Genomic DNA, 13,159 nt, shown 5'->3' with positions numbered 1-13,159 from the left:
GGATCAAAAGCAGAATGCAGAAACCATTATGGCGCATAGATGCCGAATATATGACAGCTTCAATTCTCCTTATACACATCGCTTTCGATTTTTTTCTTGTATTATCATCGGCGTCCATATATGACGACTCACGAGATTTCTTACGTAATCTCTATTATGCAGATACCTGGCTTAACTTTTTAGTGAGAGCCCATAAACGGCAATCAGAAAATCCCTAAGGCACTTGACAGCGCCGCCATGACCTTTATGACCAATCTCTGCTGTTGAAGCATGACAAGTGAAAATTTCATCCTCGACTCTAAATCTGAAACCGTTCGAGCCTCTTAGATTCTCACTGATTGCTTCAATTCTTGTAGACATTTGCTCTACGATTAAAGTCATATCCTTTTGACTTAGGATATTCTTGAGATTTGATTTTAGATTAAATAAATCCTCAACCAAGTCCTTTGCATGAGTATTTGTCATCAGACTTAAAATATAATCTTTAGCTGCCTTGTAATATTGATTTTCCTTTTCAATATTTTGGGTGATCCGCTGAGAAATTTCAGAAATCTTTTTTAATTCTTGATTTTTTGAAGGTGTCGCTTTCTTTGTAATAACGACAGGCACAGGTATCAACGCTAATGGTTCAGCAACAGTAACAAGCGCCGGACTCTTTTGCGGTTTTTTCTTTTTACCCTTCCTTTGAGGCATTGTTTTCACAGGCGTCTTTAGGGCTGGAATCAGACCTGCCTTTGCGAGGGAAGAAATACTTTGCAAATTCTCAATCAACAGATAAAGGATTCCTAAATCCTTATGTATTGCACTAATATCATCAATTTGATAAGCAGGAGATGCCAGATCCATCGTTTTTAGCTTTAACAAGAGATCTTGAATTGATTGATAAATTTCCAAAGAAAACGCATCTTTCAATTGCGCTACTTTTACAGATTTTAATTTTCTCTCCAAAAACGCAATCTCTGCAGAAAAATGATATTGATCAAAAAGCAAGAAAAAATGGCTTCTTGAATAATAAACCTCATAAAGACTATCAATAGAGTCTGCACATTTTTGATTCTCATTCGCTAAGGCATTGCTATGAATTTTTTGAGCATTGAGAGAATGCACCATTGCAAATTCACTCAAAATCGCTTGTGGGAACACGTCTGGATTATCGAGGGCTTCTCTCACTGATGCATGTTTTGAGAGATAAAATTCTATATAATCAAAATTCAATGCATGATTCGAATTCTGTCTTACTTGTTCTTTAAAATCCGCAAACTCTCTTGAAAAATTACTCAAAAAAACTTTTTGATCTGCTACAGGATCTAAAGCAGGGCCTTTTTTCCTCTTAAACAAATCAGCAATATTTGACCTTCTCTTGAAAAGAGTGGTGAGAGGATCTATGAAGTCAAGAATAAACTGACCAGAAAATACTTTAACCCCAGTATCATGAATAAAATCCTGTATGAGTTTTTCATACATCTCAAAGCAAATGTATGTTAGTAAGAGGGCATTTTTAATCTTATGTTGAAATGAGTATGCTTTATATAACTCAAACGAATAATCAAAAATTTCAGCAGATAAATTTGAAAAATGAAAATATAAATATTGAGGGCACATGCGCTGGATAAAAATGATTGATCCAAAGGCTGGGCAGAGGCTCTTCTGAGTCTCTTTCGATAAATTTCCACCCCGCTTGAAAAGATCATAAAGAGATAAAAGGCACTCCTCAGAATAAAAATCCATACACATATCTGCTGTTTCTGGGTTCAAAACTTTTTTAATTTGAGACTGACTCAAAAAAGGCTCTCCACAGGCATGTTTTAACAAACCACCTTCTACTTTAATATAATCATTCTCTGATATTGCCTTTAAACAAGGATAGTGTGTTTTTAGATACTGCTCAATCTTATGAACGATTTGCTTTGCATGTACAGCTCTGACCATTTCTCTAGACCCATGAAAAGAAACGCAAAAAGATTCTTCCATAGCTTTTTCAAGCTGCACAAGCTGAGGCTTGGTGAAAACAGGACGCACCTCAATAGCCACTTCTTGTTTTGTATATTGCGCTAATTCCTCAAGCGAGCTTGAGCGCGGAATCAAAGACTCTCTTACAACAAAAACTTGGGATGTCTCTTCCTGCACTTGTCTGTTCGGTGAGCTTGCTCTGACGATCAATTCTTCTCTTTCCATGTGAAGACCTTTTCAAAATTATTTTTTAAGCGAGAGAGCATAAACGGCGATCAAAAAATCTCTGAAGCCTTTCACAGCACCACCATGACCCTTATGACCAATCTCTGCTGATGAAGCGTGAGATGTATAAATTTCATCTCCGACTCTAAATCTAAAGCCATTTGAGCCTTTCAAATTTTCGCTGATTGCTCCAATCCTCGATGACATTTGCTCAACAATCAATGTCATCTCTTTTTGACTCATCATATTCTTGAGATTCGACTTTGGATTAAATAAGGTCTCAACCAAACTTTTTCCTTGAGCATTGGTCATCAAGTTTAAAATATAGTCTTTAGCTGCCCTATAATATTGATTTTCCTTCTCAAGATTTGTTCTGATACGTTCTGAGATTTCACGAATGCTGTCTAACTCTTTCTTCTTTTCAGGCGTCAATTTTAAAGGTGCAACTTTCTTTGGTGAAGGAACAGGCACTGGTGCAGATGTTTCTGCAACAATAACCGGAGCTGGTGCCTTCTTCTTTTTGCGAACTGGCTTTTTCTTTTTCACTGGAGGTTGTTTTTTCGCCGCTTCAATTTTCAAATCGCCATCTTTAATGAAGCTCACTAATCCAGCCAAAGTATCTAAGTAAATACGTAAGGTTTTTAAATCTCGCAAAATAGCATTTACATCTTCTCTGGTATAGGCTGGCGATGCCAAATCAATTGATTGCAATTTCTGAAAAATAGGCTGAATGATACTATAAATCGCAGCTATAAAAGGATCTTGACGAACCCTTTTCGTCATAAGCTGTTTATATTTGGCTTGCAGCACAGAAACCATATCAGTGTAGGTCATTTTATCTACAATGAGACGATAATGATCTCTGGTAAAATAAAAGACTTCCTGAAAATACCGACCCATATGCAATAAAAATGTCTCTTTTGAGGCTGTACGTGAATGAGATAATGCTGCAATATCAAACCCTTCCCGCTGATGAAAATCTAAAAGAAGCTGATCCGGAAATGCATGTGGATTTTCTAAAGCCGCAGCAAATGACTCATGCTGAGAGAGATAAAACTCAGCATACTTCATCAAAAATGAATAAAAAGGCTGGCTCACAAGCTCCTTTTGATGGCTATCAAACTCCTTCAAAAAATCACTCAATAATTTATCAGATGTGTGAATCGGACCAAGATGTTCATTCCGGAAATTCCATAGTGCCCCATGTCTAGGCGTATCCCAGTTAAACAAAGAACCATATTCTGTAGGCACATTCAAATGTATATCCTCAGTTTCACAGTGTTTCTTAACCGCTTCATCCCGAAAACAATCTGATAAAAGCTTCGGAAAAATTTTATAACCAGCATATAAACACAAAAGCACATTTTTAAGTCGATGCATCATTGGTCTATCTTGATATTCATTAAAAACGGTCTCAAAAATTTCAGCCGATATTTCATTCAATTGAGTGTGTAAAAGTTTTGGATGGATATTATGAGCAAAACGTGTTGAATGAAGGTTAACAGGGATTCTAGACGTAAATACTGGCTCTCCCCTCAAAAATGTCTGATAAGCATCAGACAGATACCGAGCTGAATAAATAAAATCATTATCTATACTGAGCGCCTCAAGACTAACACCCCGATTTTGAGCTAAAGCAGTCCCAGGAACGAAGATAGGCGCATTCGACACTCCCAATAAAAAAATTCTAAACGTAGCAAAATCCTGTTTATTTAAATTCCTTATAGCTGCGTGCTTCTTCTTTAAAATATCCATCATCCTAAAGAATAAGGGCGCATAATAATCATCTGGTGGCAATTGGCGTGATCGCTCGAGTAAATAGCGAAACTCTTGCTTCATCAGCTTTTTCAAATCTTGTAAGGTTGGATTGACTTCTGCAAACACCTCACGTGTCTCTAAGGCTTGCGATGCAGCAACCATTGCTTGCAAATCTTCAAGTGATGTTGAGCGTGGAATAAGTGTCTCTGTTGTGACAGTTTGAACTGCGGGCTCGGTTGACTCTGGTAAAATAGGTGCATCAACATAAGCAGATGAGCTGCCAATAATAAAATCTTCTCTTTCCATCTTAAAAATATCCTCAATTAATAATCATCGTCAAAAGTTAATAACTCAATTAACCATCATTTATTACATAAAATATAGTAAAAATCAAGAATATAATAGAAAGACGACTTCCACACACTATTATTTAGCGATAAATGCGGGGGTCAAATTAACACCTGATTTTAAAGTTATAACACCCTGGGTTGAGAAATCCTTTGGAATATAATTCCCTGCAGCCATACCCTTTTCAAGAATCTCAAGATCCATGAACATTTTTGCGGCTAATTCACTACAAAAAACGGTATCTAGAGAGCCTGTTTTCGGTTCTTTATTTTTTTTCAATAAAGCCTTCAGAAGCCTGATAGGATTTTTTGTGTAGGACTTTTGATCATATTCATGAACAAAGCCTGTGACACAGTCAGAATCTGTTCTTTCCTTATCTTCAAACACTGCAAGTCTGTAACTGACTTTACCAGCATAGGTATCAACAACTTTATTCCAAGGCGTAATACGCACATGTGGGGCCTGCCCATTGAGGACTTCATCAACAGATCCTGTAGATTCAAAGCAGTACCATTCATTTTCATTCTCACTATTGGCCAAAATAACGCCCACATGAGAAGTTTTACTGTGAGTCATTCCCTTAATCACTTTACTAAAAGGATCTGTGCCAGAGAATAAGGCAACACCAATGATGTTATATTTTATACTCGCATCGGCTACATCATCACTCACTTTGCTTTCTGATGAAGGCGCAGATCTCTGGCCAATCATTGTTGAAAGCAAGAGTGATGCCAGCGTTAAACAAATATCTAAGAATAATTTGAGTGTTTCTTGTCTATCAAGCTTTTGCCCATTCGTCTGCGGTACTTTTGCCAAAACGTCATTCAATAAAATATCGTGCGCATCAAATAAGCGACTTGCCATACCGTCAAGAACCTTTGGCACTAAGCACAACAAATCGTTTAAACCAAATTCTGTACGGCGCGCAATAGCATCTTCTGAGACTTGTACAAATGGGAGTTTTTGAACGCCAGCTTCAATCTTGAGAGATGGCTGAACTTGATGACTTGAAATAGAATACATGTTAATGCTCTCCAATACTTATAAAAATAAATAACTCAATATTCGCAATATAAATAACTTATTGCTTAACTATATCATAAATTTTATATATAACAAGAGATAAATACATATTTTACTATATGGATACTTAGAAAAAGGGTATAAAATCACTAAAACCCCTACCCTGACCGCAAATAAGTAATGGCCTGGTCACATTCCCACAAATAAAGAAGCAATCTTAAAGCCTCGCCCCTCTGACTTTTGAGCATCGGATCATCCGCAAGGATTTTCTGCACATCTTTGCGGGCGAGAATCAATAAATCCTTATGAACCTCCAAATCACCAGCTTTAAATTCCGGAAAACCACTTTGGCGCGTGCCTAAAATATCGCCAGATCCTCTGAGCCTCAAATCTTCTTCTGCCAGAAAAAAGCCATCCTCACTTTTTTTCATGGCTTCAATGCGCATTTGAGCGATTGGATTGAGAGGGGTTGAATATAAAAGCAGACAGTAGGATTGCTTATCCCCTCTCCCAACGCGACCACGCAACTGGTGCAATTGGGAAAGACCAAAGCGTTCAGCATGTTCAATAATCATAATTGTTGCATTGGGAACGTTAATGCCAACCTCAATCACTGTCGTTGCAACCAGCACCTTAATCTTGCCCGCTGCAAAATCAGCCATCACAGCATCTTTTTCAGCACCTTTCATCTTTCCGTGGACAAGCCCTATGCTTCCTTTGTACAAATAATCTAATGCATCGAATCTTTCTTTAGCTGCAGCCAGATCCATCACTTCTGATTCTTCAACAAGCGGACAAATCCAATAGGCCTGTCCATTTTGTTCAATCACCTTATGAATACGAGACATCACCTCGTTCAAACGATCGAGCGAAACGGAGCGCGTTTCAATAGGCTGACGCCCAGGTGGTTTTTCTGACAAGATTGTCACATCCATGTCGCCATAGGCTGTGAGCGTCAAAGTCCTGGGGATCGGCGTTGCTGTCATCACCAGAATATCGGTATGTTGACCTTTCTCAGAAAATAGCAATCGCTGATTCACGCCAAAACGGTGCTGTTCATCAATCACAACAAAGCCTAAATTTTGAAACACCACATCTTCTTGAAACAAGGCATGCGTGCCAAACAAAATTTGAATCTCACCTGAGGCCAGCTCTGCTAGTATCTTGTCTCTGGCCTTGCCTTTATCACGCCCTGTTAAAAGACCAATCCGCACGCCCAACTTTTCTGACAGCTCGTGTAAATTTTCAAAATGCTGCCTTGCTAAAATCTCAGTTGGCGCCATCAGTGAGGCCTGAAAGCCTGAGCCAACCGCCCCAAGCATCGCCAAAAAGGCAACGATTGTTTTACCGCTCCCTACATCTCCTTGCAACAGCCGGAGCATTCTGAGTGGCTGTTTCATATCTTGATTCAAATCATCAAGCGCCCTCATCTGCCCTGCTGTGAGCTCATAAGGCAAAAGCGGCAAGGCTTTTTCTTGCAAAAGGGTTGATTGTAAGGTGATCTTTCCATTTGTTTTGCGATATTTTTCACGACTCAGCGCCAGAGCCAATTGGTTCGACAAAAATTCATCATAAGCCAGACGTTCTCTTGCCGGGATGGATAGATCCAGATCCTTCTGTTCTTTGGGGAAATGAAGCTGAAAAAAGGCATCTTTCATCGCTGGCCACTTCTTCTGAGCCATCAAATGCGGATCATGCCACTCTGGCAAGTCCGGAATCCGTGACAGACCTTCCTTCACAGCTCTGCGTAAAACTTTTGGGAATAATCCTGCTGTGAGCGGATAGACAGGTTCAATCTTTTCAAAATAAACCTCAGCTCCGGCTGAGACAATATAATCTGGATGAGACATTTGACAGAGATTGCCATAAAATTCAAGCTTACCAGAGATCAGACAGGTCGATCCAACGGGCAATTTCTCTTGAACAAAGGCATGTTTTGCATTAAAAAACACAATCTCCATACGTCCTGTTTCATCATGACACGACACACGGTAAGGCTGAGCTTTTGATTTTGAAGCCTTATGTTCGTCAACAATGACCTTCATGGTCGCCACTTTCCCAGGCACCGCCTCTGCAATCTTCGGCTGATAAGTGCGATCAATGATCCCAATAGGAAAGTGAAGCAATAGGTGTAAAACTTTGGGCCCCATTAATTTGGTCATCAATTTGGCAAGCTGCGCACCAACGCCTTTCAGGGCAATCGTTTCTGCAAAGAGAGGAGCTAAAGATAAAGGCCGCATATCATTCCTTAATTTTATAAACTTAGAGAGACGTCATTCAGAGCCACACCCATAAGGTGTGGCGTGGAATCTCATGAAACAAAAACTTAACACAATGCCTGTGGTAAGACTGCTAAGACTCCACGGGTCCGAAGACAGACCCTCTGAGTGACGGTATAGAATTCGTACAAAGGTCTATATATTCTTAGATCATCCTTACAAATTGTGATGCAAATGTCAAAACGAGAAACACGAATAATTTCCTCATCAAACAATCCGTCAAAACTTTATCCAAAAAACAGTAGAAAGTTGTTAGTTTTGCAAACAATCTTAACATGCAAGCCATTGATTAAAAAGATAAAATTTGTCAAAAAATCCGTGGCACACTTCCTGCAATAATAAAGATAAGATTTATATCTTCTGAAAAAAAAGAAAAATATAGATCGATTTGAGAATAAAAACACAACAACAAATAAGGAGAATAATCATGTTAAATAAAATCAAAATCGCGATCATCCCAACACTTATGGCAGCTCTTATGATTGGCTGGGAACTTACAGCAAGTGCAACATACAACCCACCAGTATCAGTTTCAGAACCAACAATGAATTTCTTGATCGGTGGTGCATTAATGTATCTTGGTTATGTTGCATTCCGTCGTAACCAAAAATAAAAATAAAAATAAAAAGTCAAAATCAAACCCCATGATGATCTCATGGGGTTTTCTTTATTTGCTATCTGGCGCATAGGCCTTTAAAAGGGATTTCAATGGATAATAAAGAGAGAGACCCGTTAACACATGCCAAAGCCAGTGCGTGCCAATCCCCGTTACCTCACAAAATTGTAAATCTACCACCCGGAAAACAATCGCAGCCAATAACAAAAGGCCTGAGAATTGAATTTTACGTACTTTCTCAGCAAAAGCAAAAAGCTGGGGCATTGTGATAAAGACAAGCGCCGGTAAAACAAAGGCTCCCGATTTTAAAGGAATATGATTATCAAGCGTATCTGTCAAAATCAGATCAATCACAATAAAAATCATCAGCAAAAAGACTCTATGCAACAGCTTGAGCGGATATTGTTTGAGCACATACCACAGATACCAAACCAAAAATGCAAATATCGCCCCAATATCAAGCCATAAAGTCCCTGGCTTTTCTGTTCCATGCCAGATAAAACTACCCACCATAATGAGCAGTAAAATCCAAAATGTTTCCTGCACAAGTTTTCTGAATTGCTTTGGCCCTTTGATCTGAAAAACAAAAGGCATCCAACTCGCCCCATTGTATGGCCTAACCACAAGGCACGCCACAAACAAAAAGACCAAATTACTCAAGACATTCAAAGGTTGAGCAATCCCAAAGAGCTCTATATGTTCACAATAAGTAAAATTGAAACCAGACTCAAACATCAAGATCCCTTTTTATATCTTAGCCCTTGGAATGATTTTAAAATTATCAATGTAATTCTGTGGCTTCACGCGCCTTGTCTTTTCAGGCAGAGCATCATACTCAAACCCTTTTGATTCTGCATAAGCAACAGCATCCTCATATGAGGCAAATTTCAAACGCACCTGATTCAACGTATCTTTTGAAGAAACCCAACCAATGAGTGATTCCGGGCTTCTTGGGCTCTCAAGCTCATACTCCAAATACCATTTTTTTGTATTGCCACGACCAGATTGCATTGCTGTCTTAGAAGGCTTATAGATCCGAACTTTAACCATGTGTGCTCCTTATTCTTATTAAAGAATATTCTATGGCATTTCAGTCTCAAAAACAAGAAGTGCTTACACATCAATATTGTTCAATTTTCATCAAATCAGTGTATACTAAGGAAAACATTCAATAACACACATATGATCAAGAATATATTCTTACAACAACACCGAATCAAAAATCTGAGCCCTATCGTCGAGAATGAGCAAAAAATTGCCATTCTTGATTTGCTTGCTGAAAACTCATTCGAACTAGTCTTTAATCAAGCCCCAACTTACAAGGTTGAAGACGGTTACCACTTGTATCTTTCCATTCAAGATCACAAATTACACATTGATATCAAAAACAAAGATGACCAAGATCTGCATAAATTATATCTTCCGCTGATGACTTTTAAATCAATCGTGAAAGACTATTTTATCGTGTGCGAAAGCTATTACCAAGCCATTCAAGATTGTCAAGCTGCAAAAATCAGAACGCTTGATATGGGCAGACGCAGCATTCATAACGAAGGCGCTGAAATCTTAAAAGAATCTCTCCACGGAAAAGTCACTATGGACCACAATACAGCAAGGCGACTCTTCACCCTTTTGTGCGTTTTGCATATAAGATCCATCTAGAGAAAGGAAAATAGTCATGTTTTACACGGGCCTTAACAATTCTAAACTTCCTGTTCAAACAATTCTTTTTGCCTGTACCAATAACGCCATTCGCTCCCCAATGGCTGAAGCCATTTTCAAATATCTTTTCCCGAAAATGGCCTATTGTGAATCAGTGGGTGTTGTTGAAGGCGACATGAATCCTTTTGTTCAACTTGTTTTAACCGAAGAAGAGATTCCCTACATTCCTCACAAAATCAAAACATTTGAAACCTTGCGTGAGCAGAACTTTGACCTTATCATTGCTCTTTCAGAATCAGCTCTCAACATGGCGAATTTTATGACCCGAACAATCTCTTGCGAGATTGATTTCTGGAACATACCGATTGCCTATGATGACACCGAAAGCAAAAGCAGGGATATTAGAATGATGGAGATCCGCTCTCTCCGCGATGCGCTTCAATCAAAAATCCTCTCAACTTTTGTCCGAGAGTAAAAAAGCCTCCTATGTAGCAGAAAACAAGTAAGAATTATAAACCGTCATTCAGAGCCACCCCAATAAAGGAGTGGTGTGGAATCTCATTAAACCAACAACTTAATGCAATGCTTATTGAAAGATTGTAGAGACTCCACGGGCTCTCACAGAGAGCCCTCTGAGTGACGGATTCAGCCATCCTCTTATGATAAGACCTACCCCTTCCGCTTCGCAAAGTAAGTCACAATCTTCCTAAAGCCAAAGGCTGAGGCAATGGCAACACCAACGGCGATGATATACCATTCAGGGACCTCTTCTAAATTTTTGAACCCATCATACGCATAAGGCGCCATGCCTGGAATAAAACACATGATCAGTGGCGCTGCCAAAATCAATGTCCAAAATTCACTCTTCCATGAGGTCAATGAATTCTTTGCTTGAATCCGATCCCAGTCAGCCTCTACCTCTGCTGATCTTTTCGCCGATTCAAGTTCAGCCTCTAACTGTTTTTCTTTCATCTTTACTTTATGCTTGGCTTTGATTTGATGTGTCTTCATCCATGATTTAAGCGTATCTGCAATCATTGACCCTAGCATTGAAAAAAACGCTAACCCCATTTAATTCTCCTTTGTTAATTAATAATTTCAGTCATTCAGAGTCCTGATTCACATACATACTTTGTCATGCTGAATTTATTTCAGCATCTTATTAGATCCTGAAACGAGTTCAGGATGACAAAGACGCGCCCTCTGAGTGACTGAATATAATTGAGCTCACTCAATATGTTTATAATAAAAATGAGCACCTATCCGCTCATCAGGCTTGCATTTTGCACCCCACGATTTCGGAAAATCCATCGCTTTATGGTGATAGTGCAAACAGCCACCCGTCGGATCGCTTGAAACACCTTCAATCACCCACAGAGCCGCAAGTAAACATTTTCGAAAATCACCCTTCTCCAATTTTTCATCCCACTTTAATGAGGTCAAAATTGAGTAGTTTGGATCATTTTGATTCCAGCATGAAAATTGCCAAGGCATCAAGCAAGCTGACTGAATTGTTCCTGCTCCAAAAAGTGGATGCTTTGCTTTGCCATGAGTCTTCTTATAAGTTTGTGCTGCCTTCATGCGATTCACAATCACAAAGCCAACAGCAACACGATCGAGATGTGTACTCCCCCTCGCCTCGCCGTAAATTGTCTTTGCCATCGTCAGCACATCATCTGTTGTGACAGAGCCAGCTACTGGCTCACCTCTATTCAATCCTAACGTGTCATCCATTGTACCACCTCTGTAAATTTGGCAAGCAAAGCGCCCAAAGCACCGCTCACTGTTGTGGTTAAAATCAAAAAGCGGTATCCACCCTGTGCACGGTCAAAAAATTGCCGAATCACCTGGATGTCCCTTTTGATTTCTGCCATATCAATCCGTGCATCACTCATTTGCTGCTCAAGCTTTGCCAGACGCTCTCTTTCAATCACATCCCATTCATGTACTGATTTTCGATTCATCTACTCTCTCCTCTTTCCCATATTTGATTAATACTCAATTTCTCCATCCGTCATGGTGAGGAGCGCAGCGACGCGACCATCCAGAAATATCTCAACAAACATAACCGCTGATAATTTTCTGGATCCTCACGCCTTCGCTATGCTCGGCTCAGGATGACGGCTTAAAAATGTTCTTTCGGCACCTTATAATGCTTTCACATCTTAATCATGTAAGACACAATCAGGGTCGGCGGCATATTGGTATGAGCCTCGTCCCCTCCGGTCTTACCTGTTTTTTCAATCCCTTTTTCTGTCTCGTAAAATTGATTGTTTCTCGCCCCTTGCTTCGTTGCTGTAAAGCATGAAAATTCATGATCATGCTGAGGCATTTCCTCAATCGTCAGCTGATGCACATCACAGCCGCCACTTGCGCCTAATGTTGTGGCATCGATGCCTGTTTTAAATTCACCAATACGCCCTGCCATATCACCGCCCATTGAATCACATCCAAAAGGAGCTCTTCCTCGCAAGTCTGGCACTGCAAAAGCTGTTTGATCAACTCCTCCATATATCACTCCTATCACTGCATATAAAGCCTGAAGCTCAGAACGAGCCTTGGCATTATAAATTTTCCCATCACACAAGAGCCATCCTTGCGGCGCATCGATGCCACCAAACGGCATAATGGCTCCGACAGGAATTTGCTCAATCTTATTTATTTTAACGTCTATCTCTTCTCTCGTGATCTTTTGCAAAGGAATCAACTGAAATGCCATGCCATCGAACACAACAAAGACAACCGCATTTTCAGCCAAATCTCCCGGCAGCAAATCGGCTCCATTCTGATGACTGATAGGCATCGCCTCAAGCTCACCTATCTTCAAAAAAACAGGACCTTCATTCACCTTATGCACTTGAAAGCGAAAGCATTGCCCCGTCACATAGCTTGGCAAAACAGGATAAAGTGATATTTTGTAAGTATCACGATCTCCTCTGGAAAGCCCTCCCCACAATGACGTACCATCTTGTGCTTGTGAAAGAGCCGTATACTCATCTCTTCTCTCTGCTCTGCCAACAGCTAAATGCTTAAACCCTGCCATTGGTAAATGAGCTTCTGGCTTTGTTTCCCCTGTGACAGTTACACACTTTTCAAGCCCCTGCTTATAATTTTGAAACTCGTTATCCATACGCTCAGCATCAATACCGATGCCTTGCCTTGCATCTTCTAACCAACTAGGTAGTGTCGACATTCACTTTAGCCACAAATAAATAGCAGATAGAAGAACAAAAGCCATATAAGAGACCGCCAATTTGTCATATCGCGTTGCTACTCTTCTGAAATGCTTCATTTTATT

The 13,159-nt window shown here is 39.8% G+C and carries 14 protein-coding genes; 3 read left to right on the top strand and 11 right to left on the bottom strand.

The window, feature by feature from the left end; genetic code table 11:
* Positions 1–171: 171 nt before the first annotated feature.
* The 4 genes from KBF71_07940 to recG all read right to left on the bottom strand — a co-directional run bounded on the left by KBF71_07940 (position 172) and on the right by recG (position 7,544).
* Positions 172–2,175, bottom strand: coding sequence for a hypothetical protein (locus KBF71_07940; protein MBP9878244.1), 2,004 nt, complete (start codon positions 2,173–2,175; stop codon positions 172–174).
* 18 nt (positions 2,176–2,193) lie between these two features.
* Entirely contained in the window at positions 2,194–4,239 is a 2,046-nt protein-coding gene (locus tag KBF71_07935) for a hypothetical protein (protein MBP9878243.1), read from the bottom strand.
* A 120-nt stretch (positions 4,240–4,359) separates the two neighbouring features.
* Entirely contained in the window at positions 4,360–5,304 is a 945-nt protein-coding gene (locus KBF71_07930) for a hypothetical protein (protein MBP9878242.1), read from the bottom strand.
* Positions 5,305–5,462: 158 nt separating this feature from the next.
* A complete protein-coding gene (gene recG, locus KBF71_07925; protein ID MBP9878241.1) occupies positions 5,463–7,544 on the bottom strand; it encodes an ATP-dependent DNA helicase RecG in 2,082 nt (693 codons plus the stop codon).
* A gap of 466 nt (positions 7,545–8,010) precedes the next feature.
* Here recG and KBF71_07920 point away from each other — a divergent pair, with 466 nt between their 5' ends.
* Positions 8,011–8,196, top strand: a complete 186-nt coding sequence (locus KBF71_07920; GenBank protein ID MBP9878240.1) for a hypothetical protein — start codon at positions 8,011–8,013, stop codon at positions 8,194–8,196.
* Positions 8,197–8,250: 54 nt separating this feature from the next.
* On the opposite strand, the gene KBF71_07915 is transcribed toward KBF71_07920, so the two are convergent.
* Together KBF71_07915 and KBF71_07910 are read right to left on the bottom strand one after the other, a co-directional pair.
* Positions 8,251–8,934, bottom strand: a complete 684-nt coding sequence (locus KBF71_07915) for a ceramidase domain-containing protein (protein ID MBP9878239.1) — start codon at positions 8,932–8,934, stop codon at positions 8,251–8,253.
* A gap of 12 nt (positions 8,935–8,946) precedes the next feature.
* Positions 8,947–9,249 carry an ETC complex I subunit gene (locus KBF71_07910; GenBank protein MBP9878238.1) on the bottom strand — a complete coding sequence of 101 codons (303 nt, stop codon included), beginning with the start codon at positions 9,247–9,249 and terminating at the stop codon, positions 8,947–8,949.
* A 132-nt stretch (positions 9,250–9,381) separates the two neighbouring features.
* Between KBF71_07910 and KBF71_07905 the strand changes: the two genes are divergently transcribed.
* On the top strand, positions 9,382–9,861 hold the full coding sequence (locus tag KBF71_07905; GenBank protein ID MBP9878237.1) for a UPF0262 family protein: 480 nt from the start codon (positions 9,382–9,384) through the stop codon (positions 9,859–9,861).
* Between the two features lie 16 nt (positions 9,862–9,877).
* Entirely contained in the window at positions 9,878–10,336 is a 459-nt protein-coding gene (locus KBF71_07900; GenBank protein MBP9878236.1) for a low molecular weight phosphatase family protein, read from the top strand.
* A gap of 194 nt (positions 10,337–10,530) precedes the next feature.
* Here the strand turns inward: KBF71_07900 and KBF71_07895 are convergent, their stop codons facing one another.
* The 5 genes from KBF71_07895 to KBF71_07875 all read right to left on the bottom strand — a co-directional run.
* On the bottom strand, positions 10,531–10,932 hold the full coding sequence (locus tag KBF71_07895) for a hypothetical protein (GenBank protein MBP9878235.1): 402 nt from the start codon (positions 10,930–10,932) through the stop codon (positions 10,531–10,533).
* Positions 10,933–11,088: 156 nt separating this feature from the next.
* Entirely contained in the window at positions 11,089–11,595 is a 507-nt protein-coding gene (locus KBF71_07890) for a cell wall hydrolase (protein MBP9878234.1), read from the bottom strand.
* Complete coding sequence (locus KBF71_07885) at positions 11,580–11,825, bottom strand: hypothetical protein (GenBank protein MBP9878233.1); 246 nt, start codon at positions 11,823–11,825, stop codon at positions 11,580–11,582. The genes KBF71_07890 and KBF71_07885 overlap by 16 nt, the downstream gene beginning before the upstream one ends.
* A 194-nt stretch (positions 11,826–12,019) precedes the next feature.
* Positions 12,020–13,054 carry a tail fiber protein gene (locus KBF71_07880; protein ID MBP9878232.1) on the bottom strand — a complete coding sequence of 345 codons (1,035 nt, stop codon included), beginning with the start codon at positions 13,052–13,054 and terminating at the stop codon, positions 12,020–12,022.
* Positions 13,055–13,159: transposase (locus KBF71_07875; GenBank protein ID MBP9878231.1), on the bottom strand; the 105-nt coding region annotated here is incomplete at its 5' end.

This window comes from Alphaproteobacteria bacterium (assembly GCA_018063245.1).
Lineage (GTDB): Bacteria > Pseudomonadota > Alphaproteobacteria > JAGPBS01 > JAGPBS01 > JAGPBS01.
The sequence above is the reverse complement of the archived record's forward strand: the minus strand, read 5'-3'. Positions and strand labels throughout refer to the sequence as shown.

Bases quoted from the DNA above. Each gene is read 5' to 3' on its own strand.
- KBF71_07890 (MBP9878234.1), bottom strand. From the start codon at position 11,595: ATGGATGACACGTTAGGATTGAATAGAGGTGAGCCAGTAGCTGGCTCT.
- KBF71_07905 (MBP9878237.1), top strand. From the start codon at position 9,382: ATGATCAAGAATATATTCTTACAACAACACCGAATCAAAAATCTGAGC.
- KBF71_07915 (MBP9878239.1), bottom strand. From the start codon at position 8,934: ATGTTTGAGTCTGGTTTCAATTTTACTTATTGTGAACATATAGAGCTC.
- KBF71_07895 (MBP9878235.1), bottom strand. From the start codon at position 10,932: ATGGGGTTAGCGTTTTTTTCAATGCTAGGGTCAATGATTGCAGATACG.
- KBF71_07885 (MBP9878233.1), bottom strand. From the start codon at position 11,825: ATGAATCGAAAATCAGTACATGAATGGGATGTGATTGAAAGAGAGCGT.
- KBF71_07935 (MBP9878243.1), bottom strand. From the start codon at position 4,239: ATGGAAAGAGAAGATTTTATTATTGGCAGCTCATCTGCTTATGTTGAT.
- KBF71_07900 (MBP9878236.1), top strand. From the start codon at position 9,878: ATGTTTTACACGGGCCTTAACAATTCTAAACTTCCTGTTCAAACAATT.
- KBF71_07910 (MBP9878238.1), bottom strand. From the start codon at position 9,249: ATGGTTAAAGTTCGGATCTATAAGCCTTCTAAGACAGCAATGCAATCT.
- recG (MBP9878241.1), bottom strand. From the start codon at position 7,544: ATGCGGCCTTTATCTTTAGCTCCTCTCTTTGCAGAAACGATTGCCCTG.
- KBF71_07940 (MBP9878244.1), bottom strand. From the start codon at position 2,175: ATGGAAAGAGAAGAATTGATCGTCAGAGCAAGCTCACCGAACAGACAA.
- KBF71_07930 (MBP9878242.1), bottom strand. From the start codon at position 5,304: ATGTATTCTATTTCAAGTCATCAAGTTCAGCCATCTCTCAAGATTGAA.
- KBF71_07880 (MBP9878232.1), bottom strand. From the start codon at position 13,054: ATGTCGACACTACCTAGTTGGTTAGAAGATGCAAGGCAAGGCATCGGT.
- KBF71_07920 (MBP9878240.1), top strand. From the start codon at position 8,011: ATGTTAAATAAAATCAAAATCGCGATCATCCCAACACTTATGGCAGCT.